Genomic DNA, 14638 nt, shown 5'->3' with positions numbered 1-14638 from the left:
TAGCCTGCGCCTATGTCCGCGCCCGCCTTCGTCATCCACCGCGATTTCGCGCCTGCTCCGCCGCAGCCGTTCCGGATGGATCGGCACTACCTTCTCTACGCGGCGCGGGGCGCCATGCGGCTGGAGGCGGAGGGACGGACGTGGTCCTTGCCCCCGGCCCGCGCCGCCCTGATCGCGGCGGATCACGCGATCACGGTGGAACTGCCACAGCCATTGACCGCGCTCTCGGTCCTTTTCGCGCCCGAAGCCACCCCGCAACCGCCCGCCACGCTCTCCGTCTTCGACATCTCGCCACTGGCGCGCGCCCTGCTGACAGCCCTCCGCGACAGGACGGACCCGGAGGCGCCCGGAGATCCCCGATCAGATGCCCTTTTCGCCGCGCTCACGCAGGAGGTCTGGCATCTCGCCCGCGCGCCATCGCCCGCACACATGCCGTCCGGGCACAGCCCGATGATCCGCCGCGCCCTTGCGCTGACCGCCGTTGCGCTGGAGGATCCTCCCAGCTTCGACGCCCTCGCCGCCACGCTGGCCGTGACCCCGCGCACTCTCGCCCGCCGGTTCGCATCCGAGATCGGCATGCCGTGGCGCGCCGCGCTCCGCCGCATGCGCATGATCCGTGCGATCGAACTGCTGGCCGAAAACGACGCCTCGATCACCGAGGTCGCCCTGGCCGTCGGCTATGCCTCCCTGTCCGCGTTCACCTCCGCCTTTCGCGACATGACGGGGCAGAGCCCCGCCGAATATCGACGCAGCTTCAGGCAAGACCTCTAAGATCAGGTAAATCCAAGCGCCAACGTGACGCCGACGTCGCTCTTGAATCTAAAGCCGCTCCAGAACGTTCCGGAATGCCCAGGGATTTGCCTCGTCCAGATCCTCGGGAAACTGGGTCTGGCGGTCCGTCAGCGGCGTCCAGTCGGTGTAATGCCCCTCGACCGGCCCGAGATAGGGCAGCTGCACCTCCAGGCACCGCTTGTGGTCCATCTCGTCCGTCTCGACGATCCCGGCTTCCGGGTTCTCCAGCGCCCAGACCATCCCAGCGAGAACGGCCGAGGTCACTTGCAGACCGGTCGCGTTCTGATCCGGCGCGAGCGACTTGGTCTCTTCATTCGACAGGCGAGAGCCGTACCACAAGGCATTCTTTTCATGACCGAAAAGCAGGACACCCAGCTCGTCGATCCCGCCCGGTTCGATCTCGTCCACGTCGAGGATGTGATGCACCTCCTGGATCTGGTTGGAGCCGAACATCTCGTGCAGGCTCAGCACCGCGTCGTCGCAGGGGTGATAGGCGTAGTGGCAGGTCGGCCGGTAATCGGGCGCATCGGGCGCGCCGACGGTGTAGTAATCGGCAATGGAAATCGCCTCGTTATGGGTCACGAGGAAGCCGAACTGTGGACCCGGCGTCGGGCACCATGTCTTGATCCGGGTGTTCGCGCCCGGCTGCTCCAGCCAGATCCCGGCCATGCAACCTTTTGAGTGTGAATGCGAATTCTCGGGCCGCCACGTCTCCTTGCTGCCCCAGCCCAGTTCCGCGGGCTGAAACCCCTCGGCGATGAAGCCCTCGACCGACCATGTGTTCACGAAATGACCCGGCTCGCGCGGAGTCAGCCGGACCTGCGTGTCCCGCTCGGCGATGTGCACGCCCCAGACGTCGAGGTCCTGCATCAGCTTTGCCCAGCCCTCGCGGGTCTCCGGCACGCTTTCACCGCGCCCCGTATCCCGTTGAAGCATAAGCAGAGCTTCCTTGACGAACCACGACACCATGCCCGGATTGGCCCCGCAGCAGCTGACCGCCGTGGTGCCCCCCGGATTGGCCGCCTTTTCGTCCCGCACCGCCTGGCGCAGCGCGTAGTTGGTGCGCGCGGCGTTGTCTTCGGTCCCGAAATAGTAGCCGGCCCATGGCTCCACGACAGTGTCGATGTACAACACCCCGTTTTCCCGGCAGAATTTCATGATGTCGAGCGATGATGTATCGACGCTAAGGTTCACCACGAACCCGCCACTGCCCTGGAACAGCCCGCCAAGAATGTCGCGATAGTTCGCCTCGGTCAGTGCCTCGGTCACGACATTTGGCACCCGCGCCTTCAGTTCGTCGGTCAGAGCCGGGTTCGGCTCGATCACCGTGAGTTTCTCGCGGTCGAAATCGAAGTGCCGCTCGATCAGCGGCAGCGTGCCACGGCCGATCGAACCGAAGCCGATCAGGATCACGGGTCCTTCGATCCGGGCGTAAACAGGGTGCGTCATGGGACTTCGGCCTCCTTCTATTGTGGAACAGACTAATGCCGCCACGGGCAGGGTCCATGCCAATTCCCGGCTTTCGCTGCAAGTGCAAAGCGCGCGGGCCCGCTTTGCAGGCGATTTCGGGGGCCTTGTAGGGTGCCCCGACGCGGAAAGGCCCCCGCATGATGCGAGGGCCCGTCAAGGCGCCGGTTCGGACGATTCAGGCGGCCAGAGCGGCCTTGACGACCTGCGGCAGCGGCGTCGTCGGGCGGCCGATCAGCGTCGAGAGCGTGCGGTCGGAGGAGTAGAGCGCACCACCGGCGGCGTCCACGTCCCAGCCCGCGATGGCAGCGGCCAGTCCGCCGTCGAGACCGATCTTTTCCAGCACGGCCGCGTAATCCTGCGCCGGCATGTCGACATAGCCGATGTCCTTGCCGGTCTGCAGGCTCGCCTCGGCCGCCAGGTCGGACAGCCGGAAGGCCGCGTCGCCCGCCAGTTCATAGACCTTGCCCTCGTGTCCCGACCCGGTCAGCACGGCCACCGCCGCATCCGCGAAATCCTCACGCGCGGCGCCCGAGATCAGGCCCTCGCCCGCGCTGCCGATGACTGCGCCGTTGGCGACGGCGGCGGGGAGGCTTGCGGCGTAGTTCTCGGAATACCAGCCGTTGCGCAGGATGGTGGTGGTCAGGCCGGACGCGGCCAGCGCGGCCTCGGTCGCCCGGTGTTCGGCGGCCAGCGAGATCGGGTTGTCCGGCGCGTTGAGGATCGAGGTATAGACGATATGCCCCACGCCCGCCGCGACCGCCGCGTCGATGACGGCGGCGTGCTGGGCCGCGCGCTTGCCGACCTCGCTGGACGAGATCAGCAGGAGGGTGTCCACGCCGGCCAGCGCCGGTGTGAGGGTCTCAGGCCGGTCGTAATCGGCCAGTCGGGTTTCGACGCCCAGATCCGCGGCTTTCGAAGGATCGCGGGCCAGTGCGACGGGTACGACACCCGCCTGCTTCAGTTTCCCGACGACCTGTCGGCCGAGTTGTCCGGTTGCTCCGGTCACTGCGATGGTCATGTCTGTCTCCTTAAGGTGATAATCTCTGGATGCGACTGATCTGCACCCTTTACTTACGAAAAGTAAGAACTTACATTTTCGTAAGCATAAGATTTCCCGGCATACCCCCTTCTGCAGGAGCGCACAGATGCCCGAAGATGCCCTGACCCCGGACGTCATGTCCGCGAATTGCCCGTCGCGTCTGGTCCTGCGGCAACTGACGAGTCGCTGGGGATTCCTGGTGCTGCTGGCGCTTAAGGACGGCACGATGCGCTTTGCCGAGATCCGGCGCAGGATCGACGGGATCAGCGAGCGGATGCTGTCGGAAACGCTCGGCAACCTCGTGGCCATCGGGCTGATCCGGCGGCAGGACCACAACGAGGTGCCGCCGCGCGTGGATTACACCCTGACCCCACTGGGCGAGGAAGCGGCGCGGCGGCTGCGCCACCTGGCCGACTGGATCGAACACAGCCTGCCCGACTTCGCGCCCGGACCCGCCGAAGCCTGAGCGGCCGCCGAGACCCTGAGCGCAAACGAAAAGGGCCGCCCCGATCGGGACGGCCCTGCAATGCGCGCCGCGGAACGATCAGTTCTGCGCGTAGTATTCGATCACGAGGTTCGGTTCCATCATCACCGGGTAGGGCACGTCGCCCAGGGCCGGGGTCCGGACGAAGGTCGCGGTCATCTTGGAGTGGTCGGCCTCTATGTAATCGGGCACGTCACGCTCCGGCAGGCCGGTCGCTTCGATCACGACGGCCAGCTGCTTGGACTTGTCGCGGACCGCGATCACGTCGCCTTCCTTGACCCGGTAGGACGGGATGTTGACGCTCTGGCCGTTCACGGTCACGTGGCCGTGGTTCACGAACTGGCGGGCGGCAAAGACGGTCGCGACGAACTTGGCGCGGTAGACGACGGCGTCCAGACGGCGCTCGAGCAGGCCGATCAGGTTCTCGCCGGTGTCGCCCTTGACCCGTGCGGCTTCGATGTAGATGCGCTTGAACTGCTTCTCGGTCAGGTCGCCGTAGTAGCCTTTCAGCTTCTGCTTGGCGCGCAGCTGCAGACCGAAGTCCGACATCTTGGCCTTGCGGCGCTGGCCGTGCTGGCCGGGGCCGTATTCGCGGCGGTTCACCGGGGACTTCGGGCGGCCCCAGATGTTTTCGCCCATGCGGCGGTCGATCTTGTACTTGGCAGAGGTGCGTTTGGTCACCGTCTGATCTCCTTCTGTCGTGGCGCCGCGCATCCGCCCTGACGGGCAGCCTCGCGGCATATGAAGGGCGTTGTCCTTTGCTTTCCCCGTCCGAGACCGTCCGCAAGGACGGAAGAGGGGTGCGGCCGACAGGCATCCCCTTGCGGGGGCCACCAACACCAATGAAGGCGCGCTTATACGGGTGCGGGCGCGGAAGTCAACACTCCCGCGCCCGCCAATGTCGTCATTCCGTTTCCGGCCTCTCAGGCCGCTTCGTGCATCAGGATCGCCGCCTCGGGCGCGGTCAGGTTGCGCCGGGCGAAACCGCCGTAGGCATAGGCATCCGTCGCGATGGCCGGCATCCCCGACAGCAGGCGCCGCCGGTCGTCCTCGGTCAGCGTGTCCAGCGAGGCATTGGCCGGATGGAAGCTTTCCGTTTCGACCCCGTTCGCCCAGACTATCTGATGTGCGGGCAGCAGCAGGTGCACATAGGTGACCTCGCGCACCTTGGTGTCCTGCACGATGGATGTCCCGTGGATCAGGTCGCGCGCCGCAACCAGCACCTCGCTGGTGTTGAACAGCGCCCGCGCCACGGGGCCGCGCACCAGCATCCGGTGTTCCGGCGAGACGAGGAACTCCTCGTCCGGCTGCGCGATCCCGAAGGCGCCCGTCCGGATCCGGATCGGCCGCAGCCATGGCATCGAATAGAGCCGCGCGCCCGACATCCGGCGGGCCCCGGACCAAAGCACCGGCTGCGGGCCGTTGTCCTTGGTCAGGACGTAATCGCCTTCGCGCAGCTCCTCGACCCGCGTCACGCCATGCGGCGTGCGGATCCGGGTGCCCGGCGTGAAACAGATGAAGCCGCTGTTCTGGTTGCCATGCGGGATCCGCGGTTCGCGCCGCGGGGTCAGCATCACGTGCACCACCCACAATTCGCTGTCGCGCGGCGGCAGTTCGTCGAGGAACATCAGGAGCGGCGGTGTGCCCTGCCCCGTCTCGATCACCGTCGCCTGATAACTGCGCGCGCCATTTGTCACGACAAAACCGGTGTCACGCAGGGTGTCGTCGACCTCCACCTCGTCCAACCGCGTCGTATGCGTCATGGCCGCGCCCACGAGACGGCGCACGCTGCGCACCGCCCTTTTCCGCAGATCGACCTGTTCGTCCGCCATTTCCAGTTCCAGCAGCCCGGAAGGACCGTCCAGCCTCACGACCTCGCCCCGCCAGGACCACGCGGATCCGACGGAGAGCGACTGGATCGGAGAGGCCGGGAGGCCATCCACTTCCGTCTGCGACCAGGAAAACACGAACGTGCCTCGATAGCCCGTTCTCATTGCCTGTGCTCTGCCCTACTAACTCGTTATGTTTGTTTATTATTTTTATCGCCCGACCGTTGACCGGCCGTGACTGTTTCCAGAACGGTAACAGATCAGATTAGAAAAACCAAATGTTTCTTTGGGCTTAGCTAAAAGGCGTAATCCAGCCGCAACGCCCCGACGACCTGCCCCTCGGGCTGGGAGCTGAATTCGGGCGTCAGCCAGGACAGGCCATAGTAAACGGCCGCACGCCGGCCCTGCCAGTTGAAGCCGACCCGCAGGCGCATCCGGTCCTCGGTCCCGTAGCGCGGTCCGGGCAGGAAGACGCTGTCGGCCACGTGGGCGATGTCGCCGCCGAAGATCAGGCTCAGCCCCGGCGCGGCCTGCCCCGCGGCGCGGTAGCGGTGGCCGGAGACAGGGTCGCGGACCATCAGCGTACCGGTCCCGAACGTGCCAAGTGTCAGGTCGAACCCGGCGCGGATCAGTGTCTCGACCCCGTAGCGCCCCTCGACGAAGGGCCGGATCCGCGCCTCGCCGAAATCGAAGCTGTGCCCGGCCTCGATCACTGCCGTCGGATGCAGGCCGTTGCCGATCCCCGCCGCGCGGGTTGCAGGCGCTGGCCCCGGCACGCCGATCACGTCATGCAGCTCGCTCTGGAACCGGTGCAGGCCGGTCTGGTCGCCGGTGATCACCAGATCACCGCCGGCCGCGATTTCAATACCTTGCAAGTCGAAGTGCGTGTGCAGCCCGAAGGACACCGCATTGGCATAGGGCCGGTCCAGCGGATGCGGCCGCCGCAGGTTGTCGGGCGCAATGACCTGCGCGAGGAACCGCAGTTCGATCACCTGCCCCGGCATCGTGGGCAATGTGCCGGTCCACTCGGGGCCAAACGTCAGGCTGACCGCGGCCGAGCCGGTCTGCCACCGGTCGTAGGTCCCCGCGAAGGCGTCGTTGATCATGATGCGGCCAAGGCCGAGATAGCGGAATTCCTGCGCCCCGACCGGCAGCGCGGCCATGGCGAGGCCGAGGCCAAGCGTGATCCGGTGCGCCAGCCGCCTCATGTCGCGGGCCGCGCGGCCGACGCTTCCAGCGCGGGATAGCGGGCCAGAAGCGTGACGCCGCGCATCAGGAAGGAGATGTGGAACGCCAGCCACAGCCCGTGATTGCCCCAAAGCGGCATCAGCGCGTAGGCGGCGGCGAAATAGACCGGGGCCGAGACGATCATCATGTTGCGCATGTCCCGCGACCGGGTCGCGCCGACGAAAATGCCGTCCATCATCCAAGCCAGCCAGCCGGTGAGCGGGGCCAGGACCATCCACGGCAGGAAATCGCGCGCCGCCTCGCGCACGCCGGGGGCGGTGGTCATCAGGTCGATGATCGCCCCGCCCGCCAGCGCGAAGGCCAGCGCCATCGCCAGACACGACACCGCGCCCCAGGCCGAGGTCAGGATCGCGGCCCGGCGCAGCGTCGCCCGCGCCTTGGCGCCATGCGCCTGCCCGACCAGCGTCTCGGCCGCATAGGCGAAACCGTCGAGTGCATAGGCGGTGATGTGCAGGAACTGCAGCAGCACCTGGTTCGCGGCCAGGTTCACGTCTCCGAACCGCGCGCCGAAATACATGAACGAGGTGAAGATCGCGAGCAGCAGCATCGAGCGGATCATGATGTCGGTGTTCACCACCGCCATGTGCTTCAGCCGCGCCCGGTCGAAGACGCGCGGCCAGTCGCGCCATGCGGGCACGCGGAACGCCGCCCGGCACAGCCACAGGCCAAGCGCGGCACCCAGCATCTCGGACAGCAGCGTGGCGAAGGCCACCCCGCCGACGCCCCAGCCGAGACCGAGGACGAACCACAGGTCGAGGATGATATTGGCCCCGTTCATCACGACCTGTATCGCCAGCATCCCGCCGGTGCGTTCCTGCGCGATCAGCCAGCCGGTCAGCACATAGACCGAGATCGCGAAAGGGGCCGAGAAGATGCGGATGGTCAGGTAATCGCGTGCCATGGCCTCCACATCGGCCGAGGCCGGGGACATCCACAGCGCCCCGGCAATCAGCGGCACCTGCAACAGGATCAGCAGCAGCCCGCCCGCCATCGCGATCATCAGGCCGCGTGTCAGCAGCGCCGCGACCTCGCCCCGGTCCCCTGCCCCGTGGGCCTGGCTGACAAGGCCGGTGGTCCCCATCCGCAGGAACCCGAAGGCCCAGTAGATCGAGGTGATCGTCACCGCGCCGATGCCGACCGCACCGATCGGTTCGGCCGCGCCGAGCTGGCCGACGACGCCGGTGTCGACAGCGCCGAGGATCGGCACGGTCGCATTCGACAGAACGATCGGAAAGGCGATCTTCAGCACGCGGCGGTTGGTCAGCACCGGTGCTGCGACGGGTGCGTCTGCGGGCGCCTCGGCGCCGGAGGCGAGGCTCATCCGGCGTCTCCGCTCTGCGGCATCACGAAATGGCCCATGGCATGGGCGAAGGGCCGGCCGCGGTTGTCCTGCCATGCCTCGACCAGCACGCTGGCATAACGGCGGCCCGAGCGCGTCACCTCGGCCCGCGCATAGGCGTCGCGCGGCAGGCCCGAGCGCAGGTAGTCGACGGTAAAATCCACCGTGCGCGGCAGGCGCGGCAGGTCCCGGCCATCCGCCAGCGCCATCGCGTCGACCTCGCCGCTTTCGATCCGGTCCCAGAGCGAGGACCAGGCCAGGCCGATCTGCGCCGTCACCTCAAGGAACGCCCCCGTCGCCCCGCCGTGCAGGGCCGGCAGGTGCGGATTGCCGATCAGCATCTCGCGATAGGGCATGACGGCGGTCAGTTCGTCCCCCCGCCGTTCAAAGCTGATCCCCAGAAAGCGGATATAGGGCACCCGCGCGACAAGGGCCGCCAGAGCCGCGTCGCGCCGTTCCTTGACCACCTGGACCGGTTCCGGTTTCGGACGCGCCATCAGCCCCGCTCCACCGTGAACGCGCCCGAGGCGCGGGCGACCGGCCGGTCGTCATCCCCGTCCGTCGCCACGGCCTGCACGAAAGCCACCGTGCGGGTGACATGATGGCAGGTGGCGCGGGCGGTGATCGCCTGCCCCGGTGTCGCGGGCCGCATGTATTCGATGCGCAGGTCGATGGTCGCCGTCCGCCCGGCTTCGGGATGGCTCATCACCGCGGCGCCGGAACAGGTGTCGATCAGCGCATAGACCGCGCCGCCGTGAATCACGCCTGTCTCGGGATCGCCCACCAGATCCTCGCGCCACGGCATCGACATGACGGCCTCGCCCGGCCCGATGTCGTCCAGCCCGATCCCGAGCGCCACCGCATGGGGCAGCGCCGTGATGAACATCTGCGCGATCGCCTGTTTCTTTGCTTCGTCCATGTCGGCCTGTCTGCGCCCGTGGTGCGGGCCCCGTCGTTCCGCCGCATAACATCCGCATTTCGCGACGAGGGCAAGGCAGGGAACTTGCCCGCCCCGATTGAAATGCCTAACCTTGCGGCACCTTGCGGGAGGGCAGCCATGAGCGACGAGCGCGTGAGCTTCAAGGATATGTGCGCGCGGTTCGACGTGACCCCGCGAACGCTTCGTTATTATGAATATATCGAATTGCTCCAGCCCGAGCGGGTCGGCCGCGCGCGCTATTACGGCAAGCGCGACATCGCGCGGATGAAACTGATTCTGCGCGGCCGCAAGTTCGGCTTCCCGCTGGAAGACATCCGCCAGTGGCTGCAGGTCTACGACAACGAGGGCAGCAGGGCGCAGCTGCTGGAATGGATCGGCCACGCCGACCGCCAGCTGGCCGAGCTGAACGATCAGCGCGCCCAGCTGGACGAGGCGATCGAAGAGCTGAAGGGCCTGCGCAACAACACGGCCCGCGACCTCGGCGTGCCCACGATCTGACGCGCAGATCATCGCCTTGCCGGGCGTCATATGCGCCCCATTTATGGGGATATTCGGCGCCCGAAACCCGATGACCCCGGGTAAGGATATTTCGCGTTACGTACGGGAAACTTGAAGGAAGTTACGTCACCCTGGAAGTGACGCAGCGTAGCCATTACGTAAACGTCAATTATCGTTGTATCGAGAAAGCGTCTGTATCATCTCCCCGGTCACAAAGCCAATCTTTGACCGAGTGGTCAGAAAAATACGGACAGATGACATGACCGAAGACACACTGACGATCCGCGAGATGTGCGACGCCTTCGAGGTGACCCCGCGCACCCTGCGGTTCTACGAAGCCAAGGAGCTGCTCTTTCCGATCCGCATCGGCCAGAAACGCCTCTTCACCCGTCGCGACCGTGCACGGCTGAAGCTGATCCTGCGCGGCAAGCGGTTCGGGTTCAGCCTCGAGGAAATCCGCCAGCTGCTCGACCTCTACTACATCGGGGACCAGCAGAAGACGCAGATCGAAAAGACCTACGAGATCGCGCAGGCGCGGCTCGACGACATGAAGAAACAGCGCGCGGAGCTGGATGAGGCGATCGCGGAGCTGGAACAGCAGATGCAGTGGGGCCACCAGATGATCGCCTCGCTGAACGACGACATGAAGGCGGCCGAATAATCACGCCGCAGTAACGACGCATTGGGAGAGAGAGATGCCGAGCTACACCGCACCCGTCAAGGACATGCAATTCCTCCTGCACGATGTCCTCAAGGTCTCGACACGTGACATTCCGGGCTATTCCGACCTGGACGACGGCTTCACCGTCGCGATCCTCGAGGAATCCGGCAAGATCGCGTCCGAGGTGCTGGCGCCTCTCAACCCCGTCGGCGACCAGCAGGGCTGCCGGCTGGAAAACGGCGTCGTCTACACGCCCGACGGGTTCAAGGCGGCCTTCGACCAGGTGCGCGAAGGCGGCTGGACGGGGCTCGACTGCGATCCCGAATACGGCGGCCAGGGCATGCCCTATGTCCTCGCCACTGCCGTCGGCGAGATGTTCACCGGCGCCAACATGGCCTTCACCATGTACCAGGGCCTGACGCACGGCGCCTATTCCGCGATCCACGCGCACGGCACCGACGCGCAGAAGGCCAAGTGGCTGCCCAAGATGGTCAGCTGCGACTGGACCGGCACGATGAACCTGACCGAACCGCACTGCGGCACGGACCTGGGCCTGATGCGCACCAAGGCCGAACCGCAGGGCGACGGCACCTACAAGATCACCGGGCAGAAGATCTTCATCTCGGCCGGCGAACACGACATGTCCGAGAACATCGTTCACCTCGTGCTGGCCAAGATCCCCGGCGGCCCCGAGGGCATCAAGGGCGTGTCGCTCTTCATCGTGCCCAAGTTCCTCGTGGATGACGACGGCAACATCGGCGCCCGCAACGGCGTCGCCGTCGGCAACATCGAAGAGAAGATGGGCATCCACGGCAACGCCACCTGCGTCATGAACTACGACGGCGCCGAGGGCTACCTGCTGGGTGAGGAACACAAGGGCATGCGCGCCATGTTCACCATGATGAACGAAGCGCGTCTCGGCGTCGGCATGCAGGGCCTCGCCGTGGCCGAAGCCGCCTACCAGAACGCGGTGGATTACGCCAAGGACCGCCTGCAGGGCCGCGCCATCACCGGCGCCGAGAACCCGGACGGCCCCGCCGATCCGCTGATCGTGCACCCGGACATCCGCCGTTCGCTGATGGACCAGAAGAGCTTTGCCGAGGGCGGCCGCGCGTTCACCCTCTGGGGCGCGACGATGATCGACGAGGCGGTGCGCAAGGACGACCACGCGGCCGAGGGCATGATCTCGCTCCTGACGCCCGTGCTCAAGGGCTTCCTCACCGACGAAGGGTTCGACATGACCGTGCTGGCCCAGCAGGTCTATGGCGGCCACGGCTACATCGAGGAACACGGCATGTCGCAGTTCGCGCGGGATGCGCGGATCGCGATGATCTACGAAGGCGCGAACGGCGTTCAGGCGCTCGACCTCGTGGGCCGCAAGCTGGCCGCCGACGGCGGCAAGCCCGCGATGGCCTTCTTCGAGATGGTCAAGTCGTTCTGCAAGGAGAACGGCGGCGACGAGGAGATCGCGACCGGTTTCATCGAGCCGCTCAAGACCGCCTCCAAGCACCTGCAGGACGCCGCGATGTTCTTCATGCAGAACGGGATGAAGAACCCCAACCACGCGCTGGCCGGGTCCTATGACTTCATGCACCTCTTCGGGCATGTCTGCCTCGGCCTGATGTGGTCGAAGATGGCAATCGCCGCCAAGGCCAAGCTGGCCGAGGGCACGGGCGATGCCGAGTTCTACCAGTCCAAGATCGCGACGGGCCGCTACTACATGGCCCGCCGCCTGCCCGCGACCTCCATGCACCTCGCCCGGATCACCTCCGGCGCGGACACGGTCATGGCGCTCGACGCGGCCAACTTCTGAGCCGGGGACCAACCCGCGCCCTGACACGACCACAGGGGGTGCCGTCCGCGGCGCCACTCACGGACAGCCGCCCGGCGCATGGGGATGTGCGCCGGGCGGCGACCCGGAGAAGGAGGAGAAAGAGGATGCCCAAACGCTTCCGCCTGACCCGCCGTTTCCCGGCCGCGATGACCGAGGACGGCTACCGGCGCCTGAAACGCTTCGCCGACGAAGCGGGCCTCGACGAGGGCGAGGCGCTGTCCTTCCTGTTCGAGAACTTCGACAGCGTCACGCACGAGGACAACCTGCCCCACCGTCTGCGCCTGTTCCAGGCCGAACTCGCGGATCGGAAGCGGTGATGAATGTGTCGGCGCCTCAAAGCCCCGGAGTCGCGGCGGCTGGACCGGACCAACGCCTCCGGCGGGAGTTTATCCGGCCAGATGAAGATCGGATCAGATCCACCCCGCACCGTCAGGCCCGGTTGCAATCGGGCACGGACGGCGCCGGGCTTCACCTGGCACGCCGCTCAACTCTCCAGTCTGCGACGCAGATCGACTTTCACACAAAGGTGGTTGATGAGGGCTTAACGATCCATCTTCATCTGGCCAGATAAACTCCACGGGGGTCCGGGGGTGTGAAACCCCCGGTCCGCCGTCAACACCGGGAGGACCCCATGACGATCAAGCTCCACTGCTTCGGCGAAAGCGGCAATGCCTACAAGGCCGCCCTGCCCCTCGAACTGTCCGGCCTCGACTGGGAGCCGGTGAAGGTCGACTTCTTCAACGGCGGCACCAAGACCGAGGACTACCTCGGCCGCAACGTGATGGGCGAAGCGCCGGTGATGGAGGACGGCGATGTCGTCCTGTCCCAGTCCGGCGTCATCCAGCTCTACATCACCGAGAAGTCCGGCAAGTTCGGCGGCGCGACGCCCGAGGAGACGCGCGAGGTCATGCGCTGGATGTTCTTCGACAACCACAAGATGTCGAGCCAGTGCGGCACCCAGCGGTTCCTGATGAACTTCCTGCCCGAGGACAAACGCCCGATGGAGGTCATCGGCTTCATGGGCGGCCGGCTCAAGGCGGCGTTCCGTGTCCTCGACACCGCGCTCGCGGGCCGCGACTGGCTGGTCGGCGACGGCCCGACCAACGCCGATTTCTCGAACTGCGGCTACCTCTTCTACCCCGAGCCCTTCGGCTTCGACCGCAAGGAGTGGGTTAATATCGACCGGTGGCTTTCGAACATCGAGAGCCTGCCCGGATGGAAACACCCCTATGACCTGATGCCCGGTCGGCCTTCCGACCGCGGCCTGTAAGACCAAGGAGGCAGAACATGTCAGACGCCTATATCTACGACGCCGTGCGCAGCCCGCGCGGCAAGGGCCGCCCCGACGGCTCGCTGCACGAGGTGACCGCGGTGTCGCTCGGCAAGCAGATGCTGAACGCGCTCAAGGACCGCAACGGCTTCGAGGGCCACGCGGTCGAGGACGTGATCTGGGGCAACGCAACCCAGGCGATGGAACAGGGCGGCTGCCTTGCCCGGACCACCGTGCTGGCCAGCGACCTGCATGAATCGATCCCCGGCCTGTCGATCAACCGCTTCTGCGCCTCCGGCATGGAGGCCGTGAACCTGGCCGCGAACCAGGTCAAGGGCGGCGCCGGCGAAGGTTACATCGCCGGCGGTGTCGAGATGATGTCCCGCGTGCCCATGGGCAGCGACGGCGCGGCCGTGGCGGTCGATCCGACCGTCGCGCTCGACCGCTATTTCGTGCCGCAGGGCATCAGCGCCGACATTATCGCGACCGAATACGGGATCACCCGCGACGAGGCCGACGCCTTCGCCGTCCGCTCGCAGCAGCTGGCCAAGAAGGCCTGGGATGAGGGCCGGTTCGAGAAGTCGATCGTCACCGTCCGCGACGTGAACGGCCTGCCGATCCTCAGCTATGACGAATTCATCCGCCCCGGCACCGACATGCAGGCGCTCGGTGCGCTGAAGCCGTCGTTCAAGGACATGGGCGAGGTGATGCCGGGCTTCGACAAGGTCGCGCGGCTCAAGTACCCGCATCTGGAAAAGATCAACCACATCCACCACGCCGGGAACTCGTCCGGCATCGTGGACGGCTCGGCCGCCGTGCTGATCGGGTCCAAGGAATTCGGCGAGAAATGGGGCCTCAAGCCCCGCGCCCGTATCCGCGCGACCGCCAAGATCGGCACCGATCCGACGATCATGCTGACCGGCCCCGTGCCCGCGACGCAGAAGATCCTCGGCGATGCCGGCATGGGCATCCAGGACATCGACCTGTTCGAAGTGAACGAGGCGTTTTCCTCGGTCGTCCTGCGCTTCGTGCAGGCCTTCGACGTGGACATGGACAAGCTGAACGTGAACGGCGGCGCGATCGCAATGGGCCACCCGCTGGGGGCCTCGGGCGCGATCATCATCGGCACCCTGCTGGACGAGCTGGAGCGGTCCGACAAGGAGGTCGGCCTGGCCACCCTCTGCGTCGCCTCCGGCATGGGCGCGGCCACCATCATCGAACGCGTGTAAGGAGA

At 66.3% G+C, this 14638-nt stretch carries 16 protein-coding genes; 8 read left to right on the top strand and 8 right to left on the bottom strand.

Translation table 11 applies throughout. The features are described 5' to 3' along the window. The first annotated feature begins 12 nt into the window (after positions 1 to 12). Positions 13 to 771 (top strand): AraC family transcriptional regulator, encoded by a 759-nt coding sequence (locus ATO6_RS08490; RefSeq protein ID WP_088623561.1) that lies wholly within the window; start codon positions 13 to 15, stop codon positions 769 to 771. A gap of 48 nt (positions 772 to 819) precedes the next feature. On the opposite strand, the gene ATO6_RS08485 is transcribed toward ATO6_RS08490, so the two are convergent. Next, positions 820 to 2241 carry a homospermidine synthase gene (locus ATO6_RS08485; protein ID WP_088623560.1) on the bottom strand — a complete coding sequence of 474 codons (1422 nt, stop codon included), beginning with the start codon at positions 2239 to 2241 and terminating at the stop codon, positions 820 to 822. A 196-nt stretch (positions 2242 to 2437) separates the two neighbouring features. Continuing rightward, the gene (locus ATO6_RS08480; RefSeq protein WP_088623559.1) at positions 2438 to 3280 is read right to left on the bottom strand and encodes an SDR family oxidoreductase; all 843 of its coding nucleotides are present in this window, start codon (positions 3278 to 3280) and stop codon (positions 2438 to 2440) included. 127 nt (positions 3281 to 3407) lie between these two features. On the opposite strand from ATO6_RS08480, the gene ATO6_RS08475 reads away from it, so the two are divergent. Then, positions 3408 to 3767 (top strand): helix-turn-helix domain-containing protein, encoded by a 360-nt coding sequence (locus ATO6_RS08475; RefSeq protein WP_088623558.1) that lies wholly within the window; start codon positions 3408 to 3410, stop codon positions 3765 to 3767. A 78-nt stretch (positions 3768 to 3845) separates the two neighbouring features. Here ATO6_RS08475 and rpsD read toward each other — a convergent pair whose 3' ends face one another. From rpsD to ATO6_RS08445, 6 genes are all read right to left on the bottom strand, one after another. Beyond that, entirely contained in the window at positions 3846 to 4466 is a 621-nt protein-coding gene (gene rpsD, locus ATO6_RS08470) for a 30S ribosomal protein S4 (RefSeq protein ID WP_088623557.1), read from the bottom strand. 242 nt (positions 4467 to 4708) lie between these two features. Continuing rightward, complete coding sequence (locus ATO6_RS08465; protein ID WP_088623556.1) at positions 4709 to 5779, bottom strand: Hint domain-containing protein; 1071 nt, start codon at positions 5777 to 5779, stop codon at positions 4709 to 4711. A 131-nt stretch (positions 5780 to 5910) separates the two neighbouring features. Continuing rightward, positions 5911 to 6822: a lipid A-modifier LpxR family protein gene (locus ATO6_RS08460; protein WP_088623555.1), complete on the bottom strand. Its 912-nt coding sequence runs from the start codon at positions 6820 to 6822 to the stop codon at positions 5911 to 5913. Continuing rightward, on the bottom strand, positions 6819 to 8183 hold the full coding sequence (locus tag ATO6_RS08455) for an MATE family efflux transporter (RefSeq protein ID WP_088623554.1): 1365 nt from the start codon (positions 8181 to 8183) through the stop codon (positions 6819 to 6821). Before ATO6_RS08455 ends, ATO6_RS08460 begins: the two co-directional genes overlap by 4 nt. Beyond that, positions 8180 to 8698, bottom strand: coding sequence for a PaaI family thioesterase (locus ATO6_RS08450; RefSeq protein WP_088623553.1), 519 nt, complete (start codon positions 8696 to 8698; stop codon positions 8180 to 8182). The genes ATO6_RS08455 and ATO6_RS08450 overlap by 4 nt, the downstream gene beginning before the upstream one ends. After that, entirely contained in the window at positions 8698 to 9120 is a 423-nt protein-coding gene (locus ATO6_RS08445; RefSeq protein WP_088623552.1) for a PaaI family thioesterase, read from the bottom strand. Before ATO6_RS08445 ends, ATO6_RS08450 begins: the two co-directional genes overlap by 1 nt. A gap of 138 nt (positions 9121 to 9258) precedes the next feature. Here ATO6_RS08445 and ATO6_RS08440 point away from each other — a divergent pair, with 138 nt between their 5' ends. The 6 genes from ATO6_RS08440 (at position 9259) to ATO6_RS08415 (ending at position 14633) form a co-directional block, all read left to right on the top strand. Beyond that, entirely contained in the window at positions 9259 to 9639 is a 381-nt protein-coding gene (locus ATO6_RS08440) for a MerR family DNA-binding transcriptional regulator (RefSeq protein ID WP_088623551.1), read from the top strand. Positions 9640 to 9898: 259 nt separating this feature from the next. Continuing rightward, the gene (locus ATO6_RS08435; protein WP_088623550.1) at positions 9899 to 10300 is read left to right on the top strand and encodes a MerR family DNA-binding transcriptional regulator; all 402 of its coding nucleotides are present in this window, start codon (positions 9899 to 9901) and stop codon (positions 10298 to 10300) included. Positions 10301 to 10334: 34 nt separating this feature from the next. After that, entirely contained in the window at positions 10335 to 12113 is a 1779-nt protein-coding gene (locus ATO6_RS08430) for an acyl-CoA dehydrogenase C-terminal domain-containing protein (protein WP_088623549.1), read from the top strand. A 125-nt stretch (positions 12114 to 12238) separates the two neighbouring features. Continuing rightward, a complete protein-coding gene (locus tag ATO6_RS08425) occupies positions 12239 to 12451 on the top strand; it encodes a hypothetical protein (protein ID WP_088623548.1) in 213 nt (70 codons plus the stop codon). A gap of 314 nt (positions 12452 to 12765) precedes the next feature. Then, on the top strand, positions 12766 to 13404 hold the full coding sequence (locus ATO6_RS08420) for a glutathione S-transferase family protein (protein WP_088623547.1): 639 nt from the start codon (positions 12766 to 12768) through the stop codon (positions 13402 to 13404). A gap of 17 nt (positions 13405 to 13421) precedes the next feature. Beyond that, the gene (locus ATO6_RS08415; RefSeq protein WP_088623546.1) at positions 13422 to 14633 is read left to right on the top strand and encodes an acetyl-CoA C-acetyltransferase; all 1212 of its coding nucleotides are present in this window, start codon (positions 13422 to 13424) and stop codon (positions 14631 to 14633) included. Positions 14634 to 14638 lie beyond the last annotated feature (5 nt).

It is taken from the genome of Oceanicola sp. 22II-s10i (assembly GCF_002210105.1).
Classification (GTDB): domain Bacteria; phylum Pseudomonadota; class Alphaproteobacteria; order Rhodobacterales; family Rhodobacteraceae; genus Pseudooceanicola.
Note: the sequence above shows the minus strand (reverse complement) of the source record. Positions and strands in the feature narration are given on the sequence as shown.